Below are 26,241 nucleotides of genomic sequence, written 5' to 3' on the forward strand. Positions count from 1 at the left end.
ATAGCCCGGGGGAAACCAATGAGCCAGACCGCAACCATCGCGCCGGACGGCGCCGTCCGCAGCGAGATCGAGACGTCGACGATCCGCGCCATCTCGTGGCGGCTGATCCCGTTCCTGGTCCTGGCCTACTTCTTCTCCTATCTCGACCGCGTCAATCTCAGCTTCGCCGCGCTCACCATGAACGCGGAGCTGAAGTTCTCGCCGGTGGTGTTCTCGGTCGGCGCCGGCATCTTCTTCATCGGCTATTTCATCTTCGAGGTGCCGAGCAATCTGGCGCTGGAGAAGTTCGGCGCCAGCAAGTGGATCGCCCGCATCATGGTGACCTGGGGCATCATCTCGGCGCTGATGGCGACAGTCTCGGGCGAGACCAGCTTCTACGTGCTGCGCTTCCTGCTCGGCGTCGCCGAGGCCGGCTTCTTCCCCGGCATCATCCTCTATCTCACCTACTGGTATCCGGCCGAATACCGCGCGCGCTTCCTCGCCGCCTTCGCGCTCGCGGTGCCGATCTCGACCGCGATTGGCGCGCCGATCTCGGGCCTCCTGCTCGGGCTTGACGGCATCATGGGGCTGCACGGCTGGCAGTGGTTGTTCATCATCGAGGGCATTCCCTCGGTGCTGCTCGGCATCGTCACCTGGTTCTATCTGACCGACAAGCCGGAGAAGGCCGACTGGCTCTCGGCCGAGCAGAAGGCGTGGCTGAAGGCCAAGCTCGACGCCGAGATCGCGGCCAAGCAGGCGGTGAAGCATTTCTCGCTCGGCGAGGCGCTGACCTCACCGAAGGTACTGGCGCTGAGCGCGATCTATTTCGGGTTCGTCGGCGCGCTCTACGGCATGCAGTTCTGGCTGCCGACGATCGTCAAGGCGTTCGGCCTCACCAATGCGCAGACCGGCTTCGTCACCGCGATCCCCTATGCGTTCGGCACCATCGCGATGATCCTGTGGGCGCGCCATTCGGATGCGACGCGCGAGCGCGTCTTCCATGTCGGCGCGCCGCTGCTGCTGACCGCGCTGGCGCTCGGCGTCTCCAGCTATATCGGCGATCCGACCGTGACCATGATCGTGCTGACGATCGCGGCGATCGGCGTGTTCTGCTGCTTCGCGGTGTTCTGGACGCTGCCGACCGCCTGGCTGTCCGGCACCGCCGCCGCCGGCGCCATCGCGCTGATCAACTCGATCGGCAACCTCGCCGGTTTCCTCGGGCCTTATCTGGTCGGCTGGATCAAGGAGACGACCGGCAGCACGTCGACGGGCCTCCTGGTGCTGTCGCTGCTGCCGCTGGTCGCGGGCCTCCTGGTCTTCCTCGGCGGCCACGAGACCAAGACCGAGTTCGCCGGGGCGAAGTAGCCGCACGCACCGCCGCGTAGGATGGGTAGAGCGCAGCGAAACCCATCGTTTCGTGCCGCGCCGTGAGAGGATGGGTATCGCTGCGCTTCACCCATCCTACGGTCCCGCCACACACTCCGCTGCGTAGCCCGGATGGAGCGAAGCGCAATCCGGGAAAGTCTTGCCGCGGATGCAAAGTCCCGGATTACGCTGCGCTCCATCCGGGCTACGGCACCTCCCTCGATCGGTGACATGATGAACCAAGGGTTAATCACCCCGGCCTCACGAATTGGTGTTTACTGACGAATATTGACATTCATCAGTGATAAATCGATACTCTTCATCAGTCATCAGTCGTCAGCCCGATGGAGAAATCAGATGTTCGTCCGTTCCATTTTCTCGAGCTATTACAGGCTCTTGACGGGAGCGTCGCTGGCATTCGCGGTGTTCGCACTGACCGGCTGCAACGAAAAGGCGGCCGAAAAGGCTGATCCCGGACGCCCCGTGCTGGTGGCGACCGTCCATTACGAAGCCGAAACCCCTGAGCGCAGTTTTGTCGGCACGATCAAGCCCCGGATCGAAGCCGATATGGGCTTTCGGGTTGCCGGCAAGGTGGCCAAGCGGCTGGTCGAGGTCGGACAGACAGTCGACGTCGACCAGCCCTTGGCCACCCTCGATGAGGTCGACCTGAAGCTGCAGGCCGAGCAGGCGGAGGCCGAGTTCCGCGCCGCCACCGGCGTGCTGGCGCAGGCCGCCGCAGCCGAGCAGCGCGCCAAGGATCTGAAGGTCAAGGGCTGGACCACGGACGCCGCGCTCGATTCCGCCAAGGCCGCGGGCGACGAAGCCCGCGCCCGGCTGAACCGCGCCGAGCGCTCGGTCGAGCTGACCAAAAATTCTCTCTCTTACGCAACGCTGGTGGCCGACACCCGGGGTGTCGTCACCGCGACCATGATCGAGCCCGGCCAGGTGGTTGCCGCGGGCCAGGCTTCGATCCGTGTCGCCCGACTTGGCGAGAAGGAAGCTGTCGTCGCGATCCCCGAGACGCTTCTCGCTCGTGCCAGGTCGGGCGTAGCCACGGTCACGCTGTGGTCCGACGCCAAGAAGATCTATGCCGCCAAGCTGCGCGAGGTCGCGCCGCAGGCCGATCCCGCGACGCGCACCTATCTCGCAAAGTTCTCGCTGCCGGACGCCGATGACGCTGTCTCGCTCGGCATGACGGCGACGCTGACGCTGGCCGACAAGGCAAGCGAGCGGGTGGCGAAACTGCCGCTGTCGGCGCTGTACAGCCAGGGCGGCGATCCCTCGCTCTACATCGTCGACGACAAGGGCGAACTCGTGCTGAAGCCGGTCAAGGTGAAGGCCTATGAGAGCGACAACGTCGTCATCGCCGGCGGTGTCGACGAGGGCGCCAAGGTGGTCGCGCTCGGCGTGCAGAAGCTCGATCCGAGCCAGAAGGTGCGGGTCGTCTCCTCGCTGTCGTTCTAATCCACGCAATCATCGCGCAAACGGTTCTGTGATTTCTTGAGGAAGTGACATGAAGCGCTTCAACCTTTCGGCCTGGGCAGTCAGCCATCCGACGCTGGTGCTGTTCCTGATGATCGTGCTCGGCGCCGCCGGCTTCTTCTCCTACCAGAAGCTCGGCCGCGCCGAGGACCCGTTCTTCACCGTCAAGGTGGTGAACGTCTCGGTGATGTGGCCGGGCGCGACCTCGCAGGAAATGCAGATGCAGGTCGCTGATCCCATTGAGAAGAAGCTGCAGGAGCTGCCGTTCTTCGAGAAGGTGCAGACCTATTCCAAGCCGGGCTTCACGGCGATGCAGGTCACCTTCCGCGACTCCACGCCGCCGAAGGACGTGCCCTATCTCTTCTATCTCCTGCGCAAGAAGCTGGTCGACGTGCAGGGCCAGCTGCCGGCGGGCATCCTCGGTCCCGTCGTCAACGACGAATTCTCCGACGTCGATTCGATCCTCTACATGATGACCGGCGACGGCGCCGACTACGCGCAGCTCAAGAAGGTCGCCGAAGGCTTCCGCCAGCGCCTTTTGAAGGTGCCGGGCGTGACCAAGGTCGACCTCTACGGCATCCAGGACGAGCGCATCTATGTCGAGTTCTCGCACGCCAAGCTGGCGACGCTAGGCATCACGCCGCAGGCGCTGTTCGACTCGCTCGCCAAGCAGAACAACGTGACGCCGGCCGGCACCGTCGAGACCTCCTCGCAGCGCGTGCCGCTGCGCGTCACCGGCGCGCTCGACGGCGTCAAGGCGGTGGCCGAGACTCCGGTCGAGAGCAACGGCCGCGTATTCCGGCTCGGCGACATCGCGACCGTCTCCCATGGCTATGTCGATCCGCCGACCTTCACCGTGCGCCAGGAAGGCAAGCAGGCGCTCGGCGTCGGCGTCGTCACCGCCAAGGGTGCCAACATCCTCGAGCTCGGCAAGGAGGTCGAGAAGGCCACAGCCGACTTCATCAAGGCGGTGCCGCAGGGCGTCGATATCAAGCAGATCGCCGACCAGCCCAAGGTGGTCGAGCATGCCGTCGGCGAGTTCGTGCACTCCTTCGTCGAGGCGCTGGCGATCGTGCTGTTCGTCTCCTTCATCGCGCTCGGCTGGCGCACCGGCATCGTGGTGGCGCTGTCGGTGCCGCTGGTGCTCGGCATCGTCTTCATCGTGATGAACGCGATGTCGCTCGACCTGCACCGCATCACCCTCGGCGCGCTGATCATCGCGCTCGGCCTGCTGGTCGACGACGCCATCATCGCGGTCGAGATGATGGTGGTGAAGATGGAGCAGGGCTGGGACCGCTTCAAGGCGGCGTCCTTTGCCTGGGAATCCACCGCGTTCCCGATGCTGACCGGCACGCTGGTCACCGCGGCGGGCTTCCTGCCGATCGGCTTCGCCAATTCGGCGGTCGGTGAATATGCCGGCGGCATTTTCTGGATCGTGGCGATCGCGCTGGTCGCGTCATGGTTCGTCGCGGTGATCTTCACGCCCTATATCGGCGTCAAGCTCTTGCCCAACATCAAGGTGCACCAGAACCACGATCCGCACGCGATCTACGAGACGCGGATGTATCGCGGCCTGCGCAACATCGTGCAGTGGTGCGTCAACCACCGCATCAAGGTGGTGGCGGCAACCGTCGGCGTGTTCGCCGCCTCGATCGTCGCGTTCGGCCACGTCCAGCAGCAGTTCTTCCCGCTGTCGGAGCGGCCCGAGCTGTTCCTGCAGCTGCGCCTGCCGGAAGGCACCGCCTTCAACGTCACCGAGAAGGCCGTGAAGAAGGCCGAGGGCCTCCTGAAGGGCGACGAGGACATTGCGACCTACACCGCCTATGTCGGGCAGGGTTCGCCGCGGTTCTGGCTCGGCCTCAATCCGCAACTGCCGAACGAGGCGTTTGCCGAGATCGTGATCCTCGCCAAGAACGTCGAGGCGCGCGAGCGCATCAAGGCGAAGATCGAGCAGGCCGCCGCCGACGGCGCGCTGAACGAGGCGCGGGTCCGCGTCGACCGCTTCAATTTCGGCCCGCCGGTCGGCTTCCCGGTCCAGTTCCGCGTGATCGGCCCCGATCCCAACAAGGTGCGCGACATCGCCTATCAGGTGCGCGACGTGATGCGGCAGAATCCGAGCGTCAAGGACGTCCAGCTCGACTGGAACGAGCAGTCGCCGTACCTGAAGCTCGCCGTCGACCAGGATCGGGCGCGTGCGCTCGGCCTGACCCCGCAGGACGTCTCGCAGGCGCTGGCCATGCTGATCTCGGGCGCGCCGGTGACGACGATCCGCGACGGCATCGAGAAGGTCGGCGTGGTTGCCCGCGCCGTGCCTTCCGAGCGGCTCGATCTCGGCCGCGTCGGCGACCTCACCATCACCTCGCGCAACGGCGTGGCGGTGCCGCTGCAGCAGATTGCCAAGCTCGAATATGCCCATGAGGAGCCGATCCTGTGGCGGCGCAACCGCGACATGGCGATCACCGTGCGCTCCGACGTCGTCGACGGCGTGCAGGCGCCCGACGTCACCAACCAGATCGCGCCGAAGCTGAAGGACATCCAGGCTCATCTTGAACCCGCCTACCGCATTGAGCCGGGCGGCGCGTTCGAGGAATCGGCCAAGGGCAATGCGTCGATCTTCATCCTCTTCCCGTTGATGGTGATGGTGATGCTGACGCTGCTGATGATCCAGCTGCAAAGCTTCTCGCGCCTGTTGCTGGTGTTCCTCACCGCGCCGCTCGGCATCGTCGGCGCCTCGCTCGGCCTCAACATCGCCAACCAGCCGTTCGGCTTCGTGGCGCTGCTCGGCCTGATCGCGCTGGCCGGCATGATCATGCGCAATGCGGTGATCCTGGTCGATCAGATCGAGAGCGACGTCGCGAGCGGCCTGACCCGGCGCGAGGCGATCGTGGAAGCCACCGTCCGGCGTGCCCGGCCGGTGGTGCTGACCGCACTCGCCGCCATCCTGGCCATGATCCCGCTGTCGCGCTCGGCGTTCTGGGGCCCGATGGCAATCACAATCATGGGTGGATTGTTTGTTGCGACTTTCCTGACCTTGCTGTATCTGCCGGGCCTTTACGCCCTCTGGTTCCGCAAGACCCTGGATGAAAGCGGCCCCAGCGAGCAAATCCATACTGCGCCGCAGCATGCCGGGAATGCGCAACACGCTATTCCGCTTGCCGAGGCGGCCGAATAATTGAAGATTGAGTAGGCCAACATGACGCTCATCTCGGAACATAGCGAAACCGACACCCGCGAACGGATTCTCGTGGTGGCGGAGCGTCTGTTCCGGCAGATCGGCTACCTCAAGACCACGGTGGCCGACATCGCCAAGGAACTGCGGATGAGCCCCGCCAACGTGTACCGCTTCTTCGATTCGAAGAAGTCGATCCACGAAGGCGTGGCGCGCCGGCTGATGGGCGAGGTCGAGCTCGAGGCACAGCGGATCGCGCGAACGCCCGGCCCGGCGGTGGTCCGCCTGCGCGAAGTGATGACGACCGTCAACCGCATGAATACCGAACGCTATGTCGGTGACAACAAGATGCACGAGATGGTCGAGATCGCGATGCAGGAGGACTGGGACGTCTGCGTCGCTCACATGGAGATGATCGCGCGCGTCATCGGCGAGGTGATCGCCAACGGCGCGGCCTCCGGCGAGTTCGAGATCAAGGACCTGCAGCTTGCCTCACTGTGCGCCTGCACCGCGATGATGCGCTTCTTCCACCCGCAGATGATCGCGCAATGCGCGACCAAGCCGGGCCCGACCATCGACGAGATGATCGATTTCGTCATCGCCGGCCTGTCGCCGCGCGGCCGGGTGAATTGAGCTGGCAGTACTGACGTTTTCGTCAGTTGACTCTCCCGTAATTGCAGGCAAATCGACGCTGTAGCCCGGATCGGAGCGCAGCGTAATCCGGGCTATTGATCCGCTTGCGAGACCGTCCCGGATTGCGCTGCGCTCCATCCGGGCTACGTGGAGGGGCCCCTGTGACCGCGAAAGACCTGCATTTCTACGAGCCGAAGAACGGCCACGGCCTCAAGCACGACCCGTTCAACGCCATCGTCGCGCCGCGCCCGATCGGGTGGATCTCCTCGCGCGACCCCAAGGGCAACGTCAACCTCGCGCCCTACAGCTTCTTCAACGCGTTCTGCTACGTGCCGCCGATCATCGGCTTCTCCTCGACCAACTGGAAGGACAGCGTCGCCAACATCCAGGAGACCGGCGAGTTCGTCTGGAATCTGGCGACGATGGATCTGGCCAAGCACATGAACGCGACCGCGGCGCATGTCGCGCGCGATGTCGACGAGTTCAAGCTGGCGGGGCTGACGGCCGTGCCCGGCAAGCTCGTCAACGTGCCGCGCGTCGCCGAGAGCCCGGTGTCGTTCGAGTGCAAGGTCAGCCAGATCGTCCAGCTGCAGGGTGCCGACGGCAAGAAGGCCGAAGCCTGGCTGACGCTCGGCGAAGTCGTCGCCGTGCATATCGACAAGGCCTTCATCAAGGACGGCGTCTACCAGACCGCGCTCACGCACCCGATCGTCCGCGCCGGCCGGCGCGGGGATTATTTCGAGATCAAGCCGGAAAACATGTTCGAGATGATCCGCCCGGACTAGGGCTCCGCTCCATCGTCTCCCTCGCCCCGCTCTTGCGGGGAGAGGTTAGGGTGAGGGGCTGCTTCCGCGAGTTGCGAACGTGGTGAGACCTGTACCCCCTCACCCGGATCGCATCTTCGATGCGATCCGACCTTTCCCCGCAAGCGGGCCGAGGTTGAAGGCACCCACCATCAAACCGTCACTCGCAACCTTGCCGGGAGCGGTCTAACCTTCCACTGCCAGGCCGGATCAACGGCCGGCGAACATAGTGGGAGGATGCGATGACACGCGAAGAGCGGCGCGATCCAACAGCCGCGGTTTCCCGACGAACGCTTGTGCAGGGCCTCGCGATGGGGGCGGCGGCCGCCACCACGACAGGCATCGGCGGCGCACTGGCTCAAAACGCTACGCCGGTCGGGCCACCAACCACCATCACCACGCCGCCGCGCGACTTCAGCCCCCGCGGCGCGCCGACCACCTATTTCTGGGACCCCGACGTCATCGCGGTCGATCCGTCCTTCAACGACCTCGCGCAGCCGAACACCTCGATCAAGCGCCTCTATACCGGTCTGCTGTGGGCCGAAGGCCCGGCCTGGAGCTCGCAGGGCCGCTATCTGCTGTGGAGCGACATTCCGAACAACCGGCAGATGCGATGGTCGGAAGATGACGGCCATGTCAGCGTGTTCCGCACGCCGTCGAATTATTCGAACGGCAACTCGTTCGACTTTCAGGGCCGCCAGTTGTCCTGCGAGCATCTCACCCGCCGCGTGACGCGCTACGAGCATGACGGCACCGCGACCGTGCTCGCCGATTCATACGACGGCAAGAAGCTGAACTCGCCGAACGATATCGCCGCGCATCCCGACGGCAGCTACTGGTTCACCGATCCGCCCTATGGCGGCCAGCTCTATGAGGGCGAGCCCGACGTCGCGGGCGGCCCGAGCAACGCGGCCGGCAAGCTCAATCCGCGGATCGGCCAGCCGGCCGGCTTCACGCCGGGCAAGCGCGAGCTGCCGACCAACTGCTACCGTATCGATCCCTCCGGCCGCGTCGATCTCGTCGTGACCGAGGACCAGGTGCCGGATCCGAACGGCCTCTGCTTCTCGCCCGATTACAAGAAGCTCTATGTGGTCTCGACCGGCAAGGGGCCGGGCGACACCGGGCCGGGCGGCAAGGGTGACGTCTTCGTGTTCGATGTCGGTACCGACAACAAGCTCTCGAACGGCAAGCGCTTCAGCGATTTCACGATCGACGGCGTGAAGTGCGGACCGGACGGCATCCGCTGCGACGTCAACGGCAACGTCTGGTGCTCGAGCAATGCCGGCCGCGCGGTCGGCTACAGCGGCGTGACGGTGTGGTCGCCCGAGGGCAAGCTGCTCGGCCGCATCCGCCTGCCGGAGGTCTGCGGCAACATCACCTTCGGCGGCCCCAAGCGCAACCGCCTGTTCATGGCCGCAAGCCAGTCGCTGTATGCGGTCTATACCGCGACGCAGGGCGCGGGGCCGGGCTGACCTCCGGCGCTTTTGGCGCCGGCGCGACCCGCCGGCGTCATCCCCCGGCTACCTCATTGTCGCACCTCAGCTTTCGGAACTGAACACAGGGCGCGCCGTTAACAAACGGCGCGTTTGCCGCGTCAATTTCGCTTTATTTGCAAGGCGAAGTGTTCACCGGTGACCGGCACTTTCCGATAAGATCATCCCATCCGCGCCGCCGTTTCATGAGGATCCGCCATGAGCTTCCGCCGCGACCGTATTACAAAACCGATCTTCTCCTGGGCGCGTGGCGTGCTGCCGACGATGTCGGACACCGAGCGCGAGGCGCTGGAGGCGGGCGACGTCTGGTGGGACGCCGATCTCTTCACCGGCAATCCGGACTGGCCGAAGTTTCTGGCCTACGCGCCGGCCAAGCTGACCGACGAAGAAAACGCCTTCCTGCACGGCCCGGTCGATGAACTCTGCAGGATGCTCGACGAGTGGAAGATCAACTGGGAATGGCGCGACCTGCCGCCCGAGGTCTGGGACTTCGTCAAGCGCCACAAGTTCTTCGGCATGATCATTCCGAAGGAATTCGGCGGCCTCGGCTTCTCGCCTTATGCGCATTCCGAAGTGGTGCGGAAAATCTCCTCGCGCTCGCTGACCGCGGCCGTCACCGTGATGGTGCCGAACTCGCTCGGACCGGGCGAATTGTTGATGCGCTTCGGCACCAGGGAGCAGCAGGAGCGATGGCTGCCGCGCCTCGCCGACGGCCGTGACATTCCCTGCTTCGGCCTGACCAGCCCGGAGGCCGGCTCGGACGCCGCCTCGATGGTCGACACCGGCATCATCTGCAAGGGCACTTTCGAGGGCCGCGAAGTCATCGGGCTGAAGCTGAACTGGCACAAGCGCTACATCACGCTTGGGCCCGTCGCGACGCTGCTCGGCCTCGCCTTCAAGGCCTATGATCCCGATCATCTGGTCGGCAGCGAAGAAGAGCTGGGCATCACCGTCGCGCTGATCCCGACGCATCTGCCCGGCGTCTCGATCGGCCACCGCCATCTGCCGGCGATGCAGGTGTTCCAGAACGGCCCGAACTGGGGCCGCGACGTCTTCATCCCGCTCGACTACATCATCGGCGGCCAGGAGCGGCTCGGGCAGGGCTGGAAGATGCTGATGACCGCGCTCGCCGCCGGCCGCGGCATCTCGCTGCCGTCGCTGTCGGCCGCCGGCGCCGCCTATGCCGCGCGCACCACCGGCGCCTATGCCCGCATCCGCGAGCAGTTCGGCATCTCGATCTCGAAGTTCGAGGGCATCGAGGAGCCGCTCGCGCGCATCGCCGGCACCGCCTATCTGCTCGATGCCGCGCGGCGGCTGACCTGCGCCGCGCTGAACGAGGGACATCATCCCGCCGTCATCTCCGGCATCATGAAGCTGCACGCCACCGAGCGGATGCGGATCGCGATCGATGACGCGATGGACATCCATGGCGGCAAGGCCGTGATCGACGGGCCGCAGAACTATCTCGGCAACCTCTACCGCTCGGTGCCGGTCGGCATCACGGTCGAGGGCGCGAACATCCTGACCCGCAATCTGATCGTGTTCGGGCAGGGCGCGATTCGCGCGCACCCTTACCTGTTGCAGGAGATGAACGCGCTCGGCGAGGCCGACCGCGACAAGGGCCTCGCCGCATTCGACACCGCGTTCTGGAAGCATGTCGGCCACAGCTTTGCGACCATGTTCCGTGCCTGGGGCCGCAGCTGGACCTTCGGCCTGTTCGCGCCGGCACCCGATGCCGGCGAGGCGACGGAATATTACCGCCAGCTCTCGCGCTACTCTTCGGCCTTTGCGCTGAGCGCCGACATGGCGCTGCTCACCCTCGGCGGCGCGCTGAAGCGGAAGGAGATGCTGTCCGCACGGTTCGGCGACATCCTCTCCGAGCTGTATCTGCTGTCCGCGGCGCTGAAGCGCTGGCAGGACGAGGGCCGGCAGAAGGACGATCTTCCCGCGCTCGAATGGTGCATGGCGTCCGGCTTCAAGACCATCGAGAACCGTTTTGCGGAGATCTTCGCCAATCTGCCGAACCGCTTCGTCGCGGTGATCCTGAAATTCCTGATCCAGCCGTTTGGCGCGCGCGTGACGGGTCCGTCGGACCGCGTCGTGCATCAATGCGCGCAGCTCGTGCTGTCGCCCTCGGCGGCGCGCGAGCGCCTGACGCCTGATCTCGCGTTCGTCGACGACGACGGCGGCATCGCGCGGCTGGAGAAAGCCTTCCGTCTCGTGCATGAGGCCGAGGATGCCGCGAAGCAAATGCGCGCGGCGCACATGCATGACTGGAAGGAGGCGGTCAAGAAGGGCGTCATCACCGAGAGCGATGGCGCAAGGCTCGCCGCCGCTCACGAAGCTGTCACAAAAGTCATCGAGGTCGATGATTTTGCGCCCGAGGCGCTGTCACCGATTTACAAGAAATCCGCCGACGTGCATCAGTTCTTCCAGGAGCTTGGTGAGCAGAGGGCGGCGAGCTGATGGCGCGACCAGTCTTTATCGTCGACGGCAGCCGGACGCCGTTCCTGAAGGCGCGCTCCGGTCCCGGGCCGTTCACGCCGGTCGATCTCGCCGTGCAATGCGGCCGGCCGCTGCTGGCGCGGCAGCCCTTCGCGCCCACTGCCTTCGATCAGGTGATCCTCGGTTGCGTCAACGTGATCGCCGACGAGATGAACCCGGCGCGCGTCGCGGCGCTGCGGCTCGGCATGGGCGAGCAGATGGTCGCGTTCACGGTGCAGATCAATTGCGGCTCCGGCATGCAGTCGATCGACACCGCCTACCATTACATCCGCGAAGGGAGCTCTGATCTAATCCTCGCCGGTGGCGCCGAGGCGTTGAGCCACGCGCCGCTGGTCTGGCCCAATTCAGGCGTGCGCTGGTTTGCCGGCTTCGCCGGGGCCAAGGGGTTAGCGGCCAAAATCGCTGCCGCGCTGAAGGTGAGGCCAAGCTACTTCAAGCCGATCATCGGCCTCGAGCGCGGGCTGACCGATCCGATCACCGAGCTCAACATGGGCCAGACCGCCGAGAAGGTCGGCCATCTCTTCGGCATCACCCGCGCGCAATCCGACGCCTACGCTGTCGAGAGCCACCAGCGGCTGGCGAATGCGCAGAAGCAGGGGTTTCTCAAGGGCGAGGTCGAGACCGCGTTCTCCCGCGACGGCAGGTTCTACGACCATGACGACGGCGTCCGCCCGGACTCGTCTCCGGAGACGTTGTCGAAGCTGAAGCCGGTGTTCGAGCGGCCATGGGGCCAGGTCACCGCCGGCAATTCCTCGCAGATCACCGATGGCGCGTCCTGGGTGATCCTCGCCTCGGAAAATGCGGTGGCCAAGCACGGGCTGACGCCGAAGGCCGTCATCCTCGACAGCCAGTGGTCGGCGCTCGATCCCTCGATCATGGGCCTCGGCCCGGTGCTGTCGGCCAGCGCGCTGCTGAAGCGCAACGGACTGACGTTGCAGGATGTCGAGACCTGGGAGCTGAACGAGGCCTTTGCCACACAGGTGCTCGGCTGCCTCGCGGCCTGGAATGACGACAAGTTCTGCCGCGAAATTCTCGGCCTTGACGGCGCGGCCGGCGAGATCGACCGCAGCAGGCTCAACGTCGACGGCGGCGCGATCAGCCTCGGCCATCCCGTCGGCACCAGCGGCAACCGCATCGTGCTGCACCTCGTCAATGCGATGAAGCGGCTCGGCACCAGGCGCGGCGTCGCCACCGAATGCATCGGTGGCGGGCTGGGTGGCGCGATGTTGATAGAGACGGTGTGATCATGGATTCACGGATCATCGACCTTCTCGCCGACCGCGTGCTCGAACTCGGGCCGACTCCTGCGGCCGACAGCCCGTACAAGAATTTCAAGCTGACCCGTGACGAGGACGGCATCGCCTGGCTCTTGTTCGATCGCGCCGGCACCAGCGCCAACACGCTGTCTGCCGACCTGCTCGAAGAGCTCGATGCGATCGTCACCGCGCTGGAGAGCCAGCGGCCCGCCGGCCTCGTGATACGCTCGGCGAAGACAAGCGGCTTCATCGCCGGCGCCGACGTCAACGAATTCCGCGGCGCCAGCGATCCGCGCGCGGTCGAGACCGAGATCGGCCGCGCCCATGCGGTGATCGACCGGCTGGAGGCGCTGCGCGTGCCCTCGGTCGCGGTGATCCACGGCTTCTGCCTCGGCGGCGGCCTCGAGGTCGCGCTGGCCTGCCAGATGCGGATCGCGATCGACGATGCGCGGTTCGGCTTCCCCGAGGTGATGCTCGGCCTGCACCCCGGCCTCGGCGGCACCGTGCGCTTCACCGAGCTGGTCAATCCGCTGCAGGCGATGACCCTGATGCTGACCGGCAAGACCATCGACGCGCGCCGCGCCAAGTCGCTCGGCCTGGTCGATGCCGTCACCCAGGAGCGCCACGTCCGTAATGCGGTGAAGGACGCGGTGTTCGGCCGGCTCAAACGCGCGAAGCCCGGCGCGCTCAACAGACTGCTCAATCTCGGCGCCGCCCGGGGCTTTCTCGCCTCGCGCATGCGCCGCGAGGCAGAGAAGGCCGCGCCGCGTGCGCACTATCCCGCGCCCTACGCGCTGATCGATCTTTGGGAAAAGCATGCCGGCGACCGCGCGGCGATGCTGAGCGCGGAGAAGGCCTCGTTCGCCAATCTGATGGTGACGCCGACGGCGCAGAATTTGATCCGTGTCTTCTTCCTGCGCGAGCAGATGAAGAAGGTCGCAGGCAGTGGCAACAAGGTGCAGCACGTCCATGTCATCGGCGCCGGCGCGATGGGCGGCGACATCGCGGCCTGGTGCGCCAACCAGGACATGCGGGTCACGCTGGCCGACATGAAGTCCGAGCCGATCGCCGGCGCGATCAAGCGTGCGTCCGAGCTGTTCGGCAAGATCATGCGCAAGAAGATCGACCAGCGCGATGCGCTCGACCGGCTGGTCCCCGACATGGACGGTGAGGGCGTCCGCAACGCCGACCTGATCATCGAGGCGGTGCCGGAAAAGCTCGAGCTGAAGCAGAAGGTCTATGCCTCCCTCGAGCCGCGGATGAAGCCGGGCGCCATCCTCGCCACCAACACGTCGAGCATTCCGCTGCAGGATCTGCGCACCACGCTGGCGCGGCCGGAGCGGCTGCTCGGCCTGCACTTCTTCAATCCGGTGTCGCGGCTGCAACTCGTCGAGGTGGTCAGCCATGACGGCAGCGATGCGACGCTGCTGACGGAAGCGCGCGCCTTCGTCGGCGCGATCGACCGCCTGCCGCTGCCGGTGAAGAGCTCGCCGGGCTTCCTCGTCAACCGCGCGCTGACGCCGTACATGCTGGAAGCGATGATGATGCTGGACGAGAAGATCGAGCAGCGTCTGATCGACGCGGCGGCCGAGCAGTTCGGAATGCCGATGGGGCCGATCGAGCTCGCCGACCAGGTCGGCCTCGATATCTGCCTCGATGTTGGTGACATGCTGCGCTCCAAGTTCGGCGACATGCTGCCGCCGACGCCGGCCTGGCTGCGCGACAAGGTCGCCAGGGGTGAGCTCGGCCGCAAGACCGGCAAGGGCTTCTATATCTGGAAGGACGGCAAGGCGGAGAAGCCGCCGCTGCCGGAGACCGGTCCCCGGGTGACCGACGAGATGATCGACCGCCTGGTGCTGCCGATCTCCAATGTCTGCGTCGCCTCTTTGCGCGAAGGCATTGTCGACGATCCCGACATGGTCGACGGCGCGATGATCTTCGGCGCCGGCTATGCGCCGTTCCGCGGCGGCCCGCTCAACTATGCCCGCACCCGCGGCATCGACAATGTGGTGTCGACCATGCAGGGGCTGATGCGCAAGTTCGGCGGACGGTTTGCGCCGGATACCGGCTGGGAGAGTTTCAAGTGACCGACTCGCAAGCGACCGACACCCACGTTCACGCGCCGCTGAGCAATGACGCCGAGCCGAAGGGCGATCTCTGCATCCGCACGCTGGCGATGCCGGCCGACACCAACGCCAATGGCGATATCTTCGGCGGCTGGCTGCTCAGCCAGATGGATGTCGGAGGCGGCGTGTTCGCCTCAAAGGTCGCAAAGTCCCGCACCGTGACCGTCGCGATCGATGCGATGAACTTCCGCAAACCGGTCTATGTCGGCGATCTCGTCTCGGTCCACGCCAATCTGGTGCGGCTCGGGCGCACCTCGATCACGGTGCATCTCGAAGCCTGGGTGCTGCGCCGCAGGGCACAGCAATCGATCCTGGTGACCGACGGCAATTTCACCTACGTCTCGATCGACGATCACGGCCAGCCGCAGCCGATCCAGCGCGACGGCGGCACAATCGCGACCTGAGAGCTTGTGAATCCTTTGCGACGACGGGACTAGCCGCAGGATGCGCGAGAACCATCCGCCGCGTCGTCCCGGCGAAAGCCGGGACCCATAACCACCGGAAGGTCATTGTTGCGCGGCGCTGGGGCCACAACTCGTTTCAACAACTTGACTCTGTGGTTATGGATCCCGGCTTTCGCCGGGACGACGGTGGGGAGATGATGCCGTCGCGATTCGCGCCCGCATCGTCACGTCGCATGCGCGGGCGATGACGGAATGGTGAGGCCTAGGAACAAACCGGCAGCAGCTTTGTTGTCGGCCCGGAATCAAGCCGAGGCCGACTATGTCTGACAGCTACGTGATCGAAGTGAGTTCGCAGACCGCGGGTATCGTGGTGCGCGATACCGGTGGTTATCAGTTCTTTGCTGCGTCGCACCGTTTCGACAGTCTGGAAGGCCAGATCTTCCGCAACGCCCGCGAGGCCGAACGCGCCGCGCGCCGCCTCCTGACAGGCCAAACGCTGCAACTGGCGTCGTAGGCGGGATGTCATTCCGGGTTCGCCCTTCCGGCGTCCCGGATTGACCGAGCGGCCATCGTTGACCTCTGCGCCGAACGGTCGCACCATGGGCGACTCGCCGCTTCAAGGGGGCCGCCGTGGCCGGACTCTCCCATCGCCAGACTGAGATCCTCAACATCGCACGCGCCTTCGGCCGGGTGATGGTGGAGGATCTTGCGCGGCGGTTCGAGGTCTCGGCGCAGACCATCCGCAAGGACCTCAACGACCTCTGCGACCAGCGTGCGCTGACCCGCATCCATGGCGGCGCGATCATCGCCTCCGGCGTGGAGAATCTTGCCTATGAGGCGCGCCGCTTCGTCGCCGCCGAGGAGAAAAAGGCGATCGGTGCCGCGGCTGCCGCGCGGATCCCGAACGGCTGCTCGCTGTTCATCAATATCGGCACCACGACGGAGGAGGTCGCGAGCGCGCTGACCTCGCACGAGGACCTGCTCGTCATCACCAACAACCTCAACGTCGCGATGCTGCTCTATCGCCATCCGCGTATCGAGGTGGTGGTCGCCGGCGGCACCGTGCGCCGCGCCGACGGCGCCGTGGTCGGCTCGACCGCGACGCAACTGATCGGCCAGTTCAAGGTCGACTACGCCATCATCGGCGCCTCCGCGATCGACGAGGAGGGCGCCTTGCTCGATTTCGACTATCGCGAGGTGCAGGTCGCGCAGGCGATCATCGCCAATGCGCGCAACGTCGTGCTGGTCTCCGATTCGACCAAGCTGCGCCGCAGCGCGCCGGTGCGCATCGCGCATATGAGCCAGATCCAGACCTTCATCACCGACTCGCCACTGCCCGCCGGCCTCGCCAACATCTGCCACAGCCGCGGCATCGAGGTCGTGGTGGCAATGGACAAGCCGCAAGTCGACATCGACGACAACAGCGCCGAGCCGGCACCTGCCCCTGTGACGATGCGCAGCGCGTAGCGCGCGGGCGCCCGTGCGTCGAGCACCGCTCTTTCCCCGTCATTGCGAGCGGAGCGAAGCAATCCATCTCTCCGCGCGCGGCGGCATGGATTGCTTCGCTCCGCTCGCAATGACGGGGATGGTCACCGAGCAACACACCCCGCTCTTGCTCCCGTCACCCTGAGGAGCGCGTAGCGCGTCTCGAAGGGTCGACGGCCACCGGCCGGGCCGTGCACCCTTCGAGACGCCGCTTCGCGGCTCCTCAGGGGTGACGGGGAGGGATATGCGCGGGAGAAATGACAACCGACAAGTTTTCCCACCGCAGCCAGCCCAGGTTCCCCATTTTCGGTTTGCTTTCGTTTTTGGTTGTGATCTAATCAAATCCGAAAGTAAAACCGTCAAAGCGAAGACGGTTTGCCGGGGAAGCGCTCTTGGATCGAATTTACGACCTCGCCATCATCGGAGGCGGCGTTAACGGCTGCGGCATCGCGCGCGATGCGGCGGGCCGGGGCAACTCTGTTTTCCTGTGTGAAATGAACGATTTGGCCAGCGGGACGTCGTCCTGGTCGTCCAAGCTCGTGCATGGCGGGCTGCGCTATCTCGAATATTACGAGTTCCGCCTGGTGCGGGAGGCGCTGATCGAGCGCGAGACGCTCTGGCAGATCGCGCCTCACATCATTCGTCCGTTGCGTTTCATCCTGCCGCATCATTCCGGGCTGCGCCCGGCTTGGCTGCTGCGGCTCGGCCTGTTCCTCTACGACCATATCGGCGGCCGCAATCTGCTGCCGGCAACGCGCTCGGTCGATCTGGCGCATGACGCGCTCGGCAAGGCGCTGATTCCGAATCGCTACCGCAAGGGTTTTGAATATTCGGACTGCTTCGTCGACGACGCGCGCCTCGTCGTGCTGACGGCGCGCGATGCCGCCGATCGCGGCGCCGAGATCCGCACCCGCACCCGCGCAGTCGAGATCAGGCAGGTCGACGGCGTCTGGCACGTCACCGTGGAAGATCGCGGCAGCGGCGCGCGCGAAACGATCAAATCACGCGCGCTGGTCAATGCCGGCGGCCCGTGGGTCGAACAGGTGTTGGCCTCCGGCGCCGGCGTCAATGCGCGCGCAAAGGTGCGCCTCGTGCAAGGCTCGCACATCGTGGTCCGCAAGCTCTACGACCACGACCGCGCCTACACCTTCCAGAATGCCGACGGCCGCATCATCTTCGTGATCCCCTATCAGGACGACTTCACGCTGATCGGGACCACCGATCGCGACTATGACGGAGATCCCGCCAAGGTGAAGGCGAGCCAGGAGGAGATCGCCTATCTCTGCGCCTCCGCCAGCGAATATCTCGCCAAACCGGTGAAGCCCGAGGACGTCGTCTGGGACTATTCCGGTGTGCGACCGCTGTATGACGACGGCGCCAGCGAAGCCAAGGCCGCGACCCGCGACTACGTGTTCGAGCTCGACACGCCCGGCGGTACGCCGCTGCTGTCGATCTATGGCGGCAAGATCACGACCTATCGCCGCCTCGCCGAAGAGGCGCTGGAGCGGCTGGCGCCTTGGTTGCGCGGCACGAAGTCGCAGCAAGGCTGGACCGGCAAGGCGCCGCTGCCCGGCGGCGACATGGACGTCTCCGCGATTCCGGCGCTGACCGCCGAATTGATCCGCAACTATCCGTTCCTCACGCAGCCGCATGCGAACCGTCTGGCGCATGCCTATGGCACGCGCGCCGCCAAACTCTTGGGCAATGCAACATCCGCGGCCGAGCTCGGCCGCGCGTTCGGCGCCACCTTGACGGAAAGCGAAGTCAGGTACCTGATGGCGAACGAATGGGCGCACACTGCTGAGGATGTTGTCTGGCGACGATCCAAGCTCGGCTTGCGGATGACGGCGAACGAAATCGCCGCGCTCAACGAATGGATGGCAGCCAACCGCGTCTCAGCTGAACGTCCCCTTCGCGAAGCCGGAGGACGGACATGAGCGTCACGCTGCAAAACGTCACGCGCACCGTGGATGGCATTGAGACCATCCGCGACGTCTCGCTGACGCTGGAACGCGGCACGCTCAGCGTGCTGCTCGGGCCGACGCTGTCGGGCAAGACCTCGATCATGCGGCTGCTCGCCGGCCTCGACAAGCCGGCGACGGGTCGCGTGCTGGTCGACGGCAAGGACGTCACCGGCGCCGACGTGCGCCAGCGTTCGGTCGCGATGGTCTATCAGCAGTTCATCAACTATCCGTCGCTGACGGTGTACGAGAACATCGCCTCGCCGCTGCGCGTGCAGGGCAAGCCGCGCGCCGAGATCGAGCAGCGCGTCGCCGAGGCCGCGCAACTGCTGCGGCTCGAGCCCTACCTCAAGCGCACGCCGTTGCAGCTCTCCGGCGGCCAGCAGCAGCGCACCGCGATCGCACGTGCGCTGGTCAAGGGCGCTGACCTCGTGCTGCTCGACGAGCCGCTCGCCAATCTCGACTACAAGCTGCGCGAGGAGCTGCGCGCCGAACTGCCGCGCATCTTCGAGGCTTCCGGCGCGATCTTCGTCTATGCGACCACCGAACCCTCCGAGGCGCTGCTGCTCGGCGGCAACACGGTGTGCATGTGGGAAGGCAAGGCGCTGCAGGTCGGCGAGACGCCGAAAGTCTACCGCCATCCGGACTCGCTGCGCGTCGCGCAGGTGTTCTCCGATCCGCCGCTCAACATCATCGGCATCGAGAAGAAGGGCGCGCAGGTGACTTACGCCGGCGGCGAGCAGGCGCCGGCGAGCGGCCTCTATGCCGGTCTGTCCGACGGCAGCTACCGGGTCGGTTTCCGTGCCCACCAGCTCGAGGTCGGCAGCGCGGCGGCCGGCCGCCACAAATTCTCCGCCGCCGTGACGGTGACCGAGATCACGGGCTCGGAGAGCTTCGTGCATCTGCATGTCCATGAATCGAATTGGGTCGCGGTGCTGCACGGCGTGCACGAATACGAACCCGGGCAGATGCTCGATGCCGCGCTCGATCCCGGCAACATCTTCGTGTTCGACGCCGCCGACCGGCTGGTCGCGTCGCCGGCCACGGCGTTTTCAGGCGAAATACACAACGGTTCGCGCCAGGCTGGCGCGGCGGCCAACAGCAAGTGAGGGAGATGCAAGATGGCCCGCATTGACCTCGTCGACCTCGCGCACTCCTACGGCGGCAACGACGCGCCGCAGGAAAGCTTTGCGCTGAAGCCGGTCACCATGACCTGGCGGCAGGGCGGCGCCTATGCGCTGCTCGGCCCGTCCGGCTGCGGCAAGACCACGCTGCTCAACCTGATTTCGGGAATCGTGACCCCATCGCGCGGCAAGATCCTGTTCGACGGCAAGGACATCACGCCGCTGTCGACGCAGAAGCGCAACATCGCGCAAGTGTTCCAGTTCCCGGTGATCTACGACACCATGACGGTGGGCGAGAACCTCGCCTTTCCGCTGAAGAACCGCGGCGTTGCGAAAGGCGAGGTCGATGCGCGCGTGAAGCAGATCGCCGATCTGCTTGATCTCTCGCCGTACCTCAATCGCAAGGCGACGCGGCTGACCGCGGATGCAAAGCAGAAGATCTCGCTCGGCCGCGGCCTGGTACGCTCCGACGTCGCCGCCGTGCTGTTCGACGAGCCGCTGACCGTGATCGATCCCGAGCTGAAGTGGCAGTTGCGCTCCAAGCTGAAGGCGCTGCACCGCGAGCTCGATCTCACGATGATCTACGTCACCCATGACCAGACCGAGGCGCTGACGTTTGCCGACACCGTGGTCGTCATGCATGACGGCCGTGTGGTGCAGAGCGGTACGCCGGCCGAACTGTTCGACAAGCCGGCGCACACCTTCGTCGGCTATTTCATCGGCTCGCCCGGCATGAACATCCTGCCCGCCGAGGTGAGCGGCCACGAAGCGCGGATCGACGGCCACATCATCGGCCTGCGCCGCGATTACGGCGCGCTTCCCGCAGGCAAGAAGATCGAGATCGGCGTGCGGCCGGAATTCGTCGATGTCGCGACGCCCGCATCGGGCCTGCTGTCGGCAACCATCGAGCGGATCGACGATCTCGGCCGCATCCAGTTCGCCCGCGTCCGAGTCGGCGACACCAAATTCGCCGCGCGCGTGCCGCCGGGCTTCTCGACATCGGGCAACACCGCCGGGCTGATCTTCAATCCCGCGCATGTCCACGTCTATGCCGACAGCCAACTGGTCGAGGGGGTTGCCTGATGGACAAGACCGTCAACCAGAAAGCCTGGTTCCTGGTGCTGCCGGTGTTCCTGGTGGTGGCGTTCTCCGCAGTGATCCCGCTGATGACCGTCGTGAACTATTCGATGCAGGACACCTTCGGCAACAACCAGTTCTTCTGGAACGGCGTCGGCTGGTTCAAGGAGCTGCTCGATCCCTCGACCGATCTCGGCGGCCGCTTCCTGGCTTCGCTCGGCCGCAACCTGCTGTTCTCGGCGATCATCCTCGCGATCGAGGTGCCGCTCGGCATCGTCGTCGCGCTGTCGATGCCGCGCGAGGGCTGGAGCGTGGCGGCCTGCCTCGTCATCCTCGCGCTGCCGCTTTTGATTCCGTGGAACGTGGTCGGCACCATCTGGCAGATCTTCGGCCGGCCCGACATCGGCCTGCTCGGCTATGTGCTGAACCATCTCGGCTTCGACTACAATTACGTCTCCAATGACGTCGATGCCTGGGTCACCGTCATCGTGATGGACGTCTGGCACTGGACCAGCCTGGTTGCGCTGCTGTGCTATGCCGGTCTGAAATCGATCCCCGACGCCTATTACCAGGCGGCGCAGATCGACGGCGCCTCGCGCTGGGCGGTGTTCAAGGCGATCCAGTTGCCGAAGATGAATCGCGTGCTGCTGATCGCGGTGCTGCTGCGCTTCATGGACAGCTTCATGATCTACACCGAGCCGTTCGTCGTCACCGGCGGCGGCCCTGGCAACTCGACCACTTTCGTGTCGATCGAGCTGGTCAAGATCGCGCTCGGCCAGTTCGACCTCGGCAAGGCCGCGGCGCTGTCGCTGGTCTATAACCTGATCATCCTGATCGTGTGCTGGGTGTTCTACACCGTGATGACAAATGCCGGCACCGATCGCCCGGCCAAGGAAGGAGTGGCGTGATGCACTCGATTCCCGGCCGTCGCCTGATCATGGCGCTGTTTCTGATCTTCCTGCTGTTGCCGATCTACTGGCTCGTCAACATGAGCTTCAAGACCAACGCAGAGATCGTCTCGACGATGACGCTGTGGCCGCATACGCCGACGCTGCAGCATTACAAGCGCATCTTCACCGACGAGAGCTGGTATTCGGGCTACATCAATTCGCTCGAATATGTCGTGCTCAACACCATCATCTCGATCTCGGTAGCTCTGCCGGCGGCCTACGCGTTTTCACGCTACCGCTTCCTCGGCGACAAGCATCTGTTCTTCTGGCTGCTGTCCAACCGCATGGCGCCGGCGGCGGTCTATGCGCTGCCGTTCTTCAACCTCTACTCGGCGATCGGCCTGTTCGATACGCCGTGGGCGGTCGCGCTCGCGCACTGCATCTTCAACGTGCCGCTGGCGGTATGGATCCTCGAAGGCTTCGTCTCCGGCGTGCCGCGCGAGATCGACGAGACCGCGTTCCTCGACGGCTATTCGTTCCCGCGCTTCTTCATCAAGATCCTGGTGCCGCTGATCGCGAGCGGCATCGGCGTCGCGGCGTTCTTCTGCTTCATGTTTTCCTGGGTCGAACTGCTGCTGGCGCGAACGCTGACCTCGGTACAGGCCAAGCCGATCGCCGCGATCATGACGCGCACGGTGTCCGCCGCCGGCATGGACTGGGGCCTGCTCGCCGCCGCCGGCGTGCTCACCATCATTCCGGGCGCGCTCGTGATCTGGTTCGTCCGCAACTATATCGCGCGCGGCTTCGCGCTCGGCCGGGTGTAGGAGGCGGTCATGGAATCCATCGCATGGATGGCCTGGACGTTGCCGACCGCGATCTTCTTCGCGCTGCTGGCGTGCACGCTCGGCGTGATGACCTGGCTCGCGGCCGTCTATCCCGAGGCCGAACGCGTCGGCGTGCTGACGATCCCGACCACGCGGGGCGATCGTCTGTTCATTTCTCTGGTGCTGGCCGCCGTGATCCACCTGGTGTGGATCGGGCTGGTCGGCACCGATCCGATTTTCACGCTGCCGATCGGCGAGGGCGTGGAGGTCTCGAGCCTGTGGCTCGCAACAGTGATTTCGCTTCTTTCAGCCGTGGCGATCTTCCGCACCGTCTGACGAAAGCGAGAAAGACAGATCCGGGGTCTACCCGGGCCTGGGGTTTGGTTTTGTCGCTGCAACCGGAGGAAACATTATGCGACATTTGAGAACGACCAAGGATAGTCTTTTGACTATGACCAGCGCGGCCGCGCTGATTGCGGCGTCGCTGGCGATTGCTGCGCCGGCCCGCGCAGCCGACGATGCCGTGATCCAGAAGTGGATCGCGGAATTCCAGCCCTCGACGCTGTCGAAGGAAGACCAGAAGAAGGAGCTGGAGTGGTTCGCCAAGGCCGCCGAGCCCTTCAAGGGCATGGAGATCAACGTCGTCTCGGAAACGATCACGACGCACGAATACGAGTCGCAGACGCTCGCAAAGGCGTTCTCCGAGCTCACCGGCATCAAGCTCAAGCACGACATCATCCAGGAAGGTGACGTCGTCGAGAAGCTGCAGACCCAGATGCAGTCCGGCAAGAACGTCTATGACGGCTGGATCAACGACTCCGACCTGATCGGCACCCACTTCCGCTACAACCAGACGATTGCGCTGTCGGACTACATGACCGGCGAAGGCAAGGACGTCACCGATCCGATGCTCGACGTCAACGACTTCATCGGCAAGTCGTTCGGCACCGCGCCGGACGGCAAGCTCTATCAGCTGCCCGACCAGCAGTTCGCCAACCTCTATTGGTTCCGCTACGACTGGTTCACCAATCCCGAGTACAAGGCCAAGTTCAAGGCCAAGTATGGCTACGAGCTCGGCGTGCCCGTGAACTGGTCGGCCTATGAGGACATCGCCGAGTTCTTCACCAACGACATCAAGGAAATCAACGGCGTCAAGGTCTACGGCCATATGGACTATGGCAAGAAAGACCCGTCGCTTGGCTGGCGGTTCACCGACGCCTGGCTGTCGATGGCCGGCAACGGCGACAAGGGCATTCCGAACGGTCTGCCGGTCGACGAGTGGGGCATCCGCATGGAAGGCTGCCGCCCGGTCGGCTCTTCGGTCGAGCGTGGTGGCGACACCAACGGTCCGGCCGCGGTGTACTCGATCACCAAATATCTCGACTGGCTGAAGAAGTATGCTCCGCCGCAGGCCCAGGGCATGACCTTCTCGGAGTCCGGTCCGGTGCCGGCGCAGGGCAACATCGCCCAGCAGATCTTCTGGTACACCGCCTTCACCGCCGACATGGTGAAGCCGGGCATCGCCGTGATGAACGCGGACGGTACGCCGAAGTGGCGTATGGCGCCGTCGCCGCACGGCTCGTACTGGAAGGAAGGCATGAAGCTCGGCTACCAGGACGCCGGCTCGGTGACGCTGCTGAAGTCGACCCCGGCCGACCGCCGCAAGGCGGCCTGGCTCTATCTGCAGTTCATCATCTCCAAGACGGTGTCGTTGAAGAAGAGCCATGTCGGTCTCACCTTCATCCGTGAGTCCGATATCTGGGACAAGTCGTTCACCGAGCGTGCGCCGAAGCTCGGCGGCCTGATCGAGTTCTACCGCTCGCCCGCGCGCGTGCAGTGGACCCCGACCGGCAACAACGTGCCCGACTATCCGAAGCTTGCGCAGCTGTGGTGGCAGAACATCGGCGATGCGTCGTCCGGTACCAAGACGCCGCAGCAGGCGATGGACGCGCTCGCCGCGGCCCAGGATTCGGTGATGGAGCGTCTTGAGAAGTCCGGTGTGCAGGGTGCCTGCGGACCGAAGCTGAACAAGAAGGAAACCGCCGAGTTCTGGTTCAAGAAGGCCGAGAAGGACGGCACCATCGCTCCGCAGCGCAAGCTCGCGAACGAGAAGCCGAAGGGCGAGACCGTCGACTACGACACCCTGATCAAGTCGTGGCCGGCCACCCCGCCCAAGCGCGCCGAAGCGAAGTAAGGCGTACCAGCCCACGCCATCCGAGAAACTGCGAAAGGCCGGGAGCGATCCCGGCCTTTTTGTTTGGTCGCGGCGGCTCCGAGCAGTCTCTACGTCATTCCGGAGTGCGTGAAGCATCTTCCTTACCTCGCCCCGCTTGCGGGGAGAGGTCGGATTGCGAAGCAATCGGGTGAGGGGGACTCTCCGCGTACTCATTTCTATCGAGTTTGCGGAGACAGCCCCTCACCCCGACCCCTCTCCCCGTAAGAACGGGGCGAGGGGAGCACACCTGCGCTACTCCGCCGCTTCCTTCGCCTTCAGCGTCGGATAATCCGTGTAGCCCTTGGCGCCGCCGCCGTAGAAGGTTGCCTTGTCCCACTCGTTGAGCGGCGCGCCGGCCTTCAGCCGCTCGACCAGATCGGGGTTCGAGATGAACGGCTTCCCAAACGCGATCAGGTCGGCTGCGCCTTGCTCCAGCACCTTCTCCGCCAGCGCGAAGTCGTAACCGTTGTTGGCGACATAGGCCTGCTTGAAGCGCTTGCGCAGGCTCGCATAGTCGAACGGCGCGATGTCGCGCGGGCCGCCGGTCGCGCCTTCGATGACGTGGATGTAGGTCAGCTTCAGCGCATTGAGGTGGTCGACGATGTGGTCGAACAGCGGCTGCGGGTTGGAGTCGGTGGTGTCGTTGGCCGGCGTCACCGGGGAGATGCGGATGCCGGTGCGCTCGGCGCCGGCTTCGGTGGCCACCGCCTTCGAGACCTCGAGCATCAGCCTGGCGCGGTTCTCGATCGATCCGCCATAGGCGTCGGTGCGCTGGTTGGTGCCGTCACGGGCGAACTGGTCGAGCAGATAGCCGTTGGCGCCGTGGATCTCGACGCCGTCGAAGCCGGCGGCCAGCGCGTTCGCGGTGCCGCGCTTGAAGTCGTCGATGATGCCCGGGATTTCCGACAGCTCCAGCGCGCGCGGCTCGGAGATCTCGGTGAAGGTGCCGTTCACGAAGGTCTTGCCCTTGGCGCGGATTGCGCTTGGCGCGACCGGCTTGCCGCCGCCGGGCTGCAGCGAGGTGTGCGAGATGCGGCCGACATGCCAGAGCTGGATGAAGATGCGGCCGCCGCGCTCATGCACGCGGTCGGTGACCTTGCGCCAGCCCTCGACCTGCTCCTTCGAATAGATGCCGGGCGTGTCCTGATAGCCCTGGCCCTGCTGCGAGACCTGGCTCGCTTCGGTGACGAGAAGGCCGGCGGAGGCGCGCTGTCCGTAATAGTCCACCGCAAGCGGGCTCGGCACGAAGCTGCCCGGCTCGGCGCGGTTGCGCGTCAGCGGCGCCATCACCAGGCGGTTCGGCAGCGTCAGCGCGCCAAGCTTGAAGGGCTCGAGAAGTTTGGTCGGTTGGCTCATGAGGAATGTTCCAGGGTGTTGGGTGGGCAAGACTTCATGGGACAGACTTGTGCATTGCAATGACGAGCGCAATGGCCGAGCCATTAGCTCTTCG

The 26,241-nt window shown here is 65.1% G+C and carries 20 protein-coding genes; 19 read left to right on the plus strand and 1 reads right to left on the minus strand.

Annotation, left to right across the window (positions count from 1 at the left end):
* Nucleotides 1-18 precede the first annotated feature (18 nt).
* The 19 genes from JQ633_RS09155 to JQ633_RS09245 all read left to right on the plus strand — a co-directional run bounded on the left by JQ633_RS09155 (nucleotide 19) and on the right by JQ633_RS09245 (nucleotide 24,770).
* Nucleotides 19-1,344: an MFS transporter gene (locus tag JQ633_RS09155; RefSeq protein WP_211984663.1), complete on the plus strand. Its 1,326-nt coding sequence runs from the start codon at nucleotides 19-21 to the stop codon at nucleotides 1,342-1,344.
* 357 nt (nucleotides 1,345-1,701) lie between these two features.
* On the plus strand, nucleotides 1,702-2,808 hold the full coding sequence (locus JQ633_RS09160; RefSeq protein WP_211984664.1) for an efflux RND transporter periplasmic adaptor subunit: 1,107 nt from the start codon (nucleotides 1,702-1,704) through the stop codon (nucleotides 2,806-2,808).
* A gap of 49 nt (nucleotides 2,809-2,857) precedes the next feature.
* Nucleotides 2,858-5,998, plus strand: coding sequence for an efflux RND transporter permease subunit (locus JQ633_RS09165; protein ID WP_211984665.1), 3,141 nt, complete (start codon nucleotides 2,858-2,860; stop codon nucleotides 5,996-5,998).
* Between the two features lie 21 nt (nucleotides 5,999-6,019).
* Nucleotides 6,020-6,628 (plus strand): TetR/AcrR family transcriptional regulator, encoded by a 609-nt coding sequence (locus JQ633_RS09170; protein ID WP_211984666.1) that lies wholly within the window; start codon nucleotides 6,020-6,022, stop codon nucleotides 6,626-6,628.
* Between the two features lie 161 nt (nucleotides 6,629-6,789).
* Nucleotides 6,790-7,413, plus strand: coding sequence for a flavin reductase family protein (locus tag JQ633_RS09175; protein ID WP_211984667.1), 624 nt, complete (start codon nucleotides 6,790-6,792; stop codon nucleotides 7,411-7,413).
* Nucleotides 7,414-7,673: 260 nt separating this feature from the next.
* Nucleotides 7,674-8,903 (plus strand): SMP-30/gluconolactonase/LRE family protein, encoded by a 1,230-nt coding sequence (locus JQ633_RS09180; protein WP_211984668.1) that lies wholly within the window; start codon nucleotides 7,674-7,676, stop codon nucleotides 8,901-8,903.
* A 219-nt stretch (nucleotides 8,904-9,122) separates the two neighbouring features.
* On the plus strand, nucleotides 9,123-11,390 hold the full coding sequence (locus JQ633_RS09185; RefSeq protein ID WP_211984669.1) for an acyl-CoA dehydrogenase: 2,268 nt from the start codon (nucleotides 9,123-9,125) through the stop codon (nucleotides 11,388-11,390).
* The gene (locus tag JQ633_RS09190; RefSeq protein ID WP_211984670.1) at nucleotides 11,390-12,673 is read left to right on the plus strand and encodes an acetyl-CoA C-acetyltransferase; all 1,284 of its coding nucleotides are present in this window, start codon (nucleotides 11,390-11,392) and stop codon (nucleotides 12,671-12,673) included. The genes JQ633_RS09185 and JQ633_RS09190 overlap by 1 nt, the downstream gene beginning before the upstream one ends.
* Before the next feature lie 2 nt (nucleotides 12,674-12,675).
* Nucleotides 12,676-14,772 carry a 3-hydroxyacyl-CoA dehydrogenase NAD-binding domain-containing protein gene (locus tag JQ633_RS09195; protein WP_211984671.1) on the plus strand — a complete coding sequence of 699 codons (2,097 nt, stop codon included), beginning with the start codon at nucleotides 12,676-12,678 and terminating at the stop codon, nucleotides 14,770-14,772.
* Nucleotides 14,754-15,215 carry an acyl-CoA thioesterase gene (locus tag JQ633_RS09200; protein WP_433995638.1) on the plus strand — a complete coding sequence of 154 codons (462 nt, stop codon included), beginning with the start codon at nucleotides 14,754-14,756 and terminating at the stop codon, nucleotides 15,213-15,215. Before JQ633_RS09195 ends, JQ633_RS09200 begins: the two co-directional genes overlap by 19 nt.
* 319 nt (nucleotides 15,216-15,534) lie before the next feature.
* Nucleotides 15,535-15,729 carry a hypothetical protein gene (locus JQ633_RS09205; RefSeq protein WP_211984673.1) on the plus strand — a complete coding sequence of 65 codons (195 nt, stop codon included), beginning with the start codon at nucleotides 15,535-15,537 and terminating at the stop codon, nucleotides 15,727-15,729.
* Nucleotides 15,730-15,845: 116 nt separating this feature from the next.
* Complete coding sequence (locus tag JQ633_RS09210) at nucleotides 15,846-16,682, plus strand: DeoR/GlpR family DNA-binding transcription regulator (protein WP_211984674.1); 837 nt, start codon at nucleotides 15,846-15,848, stop codon at nucleotides 16,680-16,682.
* A gap of 410 nt (nucleotides 16,683-17,092) precedes the next feature.
* On the plus strand, nucleotides 17,093-18,637 hold the full coding sequence (gene glpD, locus JQ633_RS09215) for a glycerol-3-phosphate dehydrogenase (protein WP_211984675.1): 1,545 nt from the start codon (nucleotides 17,093-17,095) through the stop codon (nucleotides 18,635-18,637).
* On the plus strand, nucleotides 18,634-19,770 hold the full coding sequence (locus JQ633_RS09220) for an ABC transporter ATP-binding protein (RefSeq protein WP_211984676.1): 1,137 nt from the start codon (nucleotides 18,634-18,636) through the stop codon (nucleotides 19,768-19,770). The genes glpD and JQ633_RS09220 overlap by 4 nt, the downstream gene beginning before the upstream one ends.
* A 12-nt stretch (nucleotides 19,771-19,782) precedes the next feature.
* On the plus strand, nucleotides 19,783-20,868 hold the full coding sequence (locus JQ633_RS09225; RefSeq protein ID WP_211984677.1) for an ABC transporter ATP-binding protein: 1,086 nt from the start codon (nucleotides 19,783-19,785) through the stop codon (nucleotides 20,866-20,868).
* A complete protein-coding gene (locus JQ633_RS09230) occupies nucleotides 20,868-21,770 on the plus strand; it encodes a carbohydrate ABC transporter permease (RefSeq protein WP_211984678.1) in 903 nt (300 codons plus the stop codon). Before JQ633_RS09225 ends, JQ633_RS09230 begins: the two co-directional genes overlap by 1 nt.
* Nucleotides 21,770-22,576, plus strand: a complete 807-nt coding sequence (locus JQ633_RS09235; RefSeq protein WP_157329945.1) for a carbohydrate ABC transporter permease — start codon at nucleotides 21,770-21,772, stop codon at nucleotides 22,574-22,576. Before JQ633_RS09230 ends, JQ633_RS09235 begins: the two co-directional genes overlap by 1 nt.
* 9 nt (nucleotides 22,577-22,585) lie before the next feature.
* Nucleotides 22,586-22,912, plus strand: a complete 327-nt coding sequence (locus JQ633_RS09240; protein WP_211984679.1) for a DUF2160 domain-containing protein — start codon at nucleotides 22,586-22,588, stop codon at nucleotides 22,910-22,912.
* Nucleotides 22,913-23,027: 115 nt separating this feature from the next.
* Complete coding sequence (locus tag JQ633_RS09245; protein ID WP_211984956.1) at nucleotides 23,028-24,770, plus strand: ABC transporter substrate-binding protein; 1,743 nt, start codon at nucleotides 23,028-23,030, stop codon at nucleotides 24,768-24,770.
* 273 nt (nucleotides 24,771-25,043) lie between these two features.
* Here JQ633_RS09245 and JQ633_RS09250 read toward each other — a convergent pair whose 3' ends face one another.
* Complete coding sequence (locus JQ633_RS09250) at nucleotides 25,044-26,147, minus strand: alkene reductase (RefSeq protein WP_211984680.1); 1,104 nt, start codon at nucleotides 26,145-26,147, stop codon at nucleotides 25,044-25,046.
* Nucleotides 26,148-26,241: the final 94 nt, after the last annotated feature.

Origin of the sequence: Bradyrhizobium tropiciagri, assembly GCF_018130505.1 — a bacterium.
GTDB lineage: Bacteria > Pseudomonadota > Alphaproteobacteria > Rhizobiales > Xanthobacteraceae > Bradyrhizobium > Bradyrhizobium tropiciagri_B.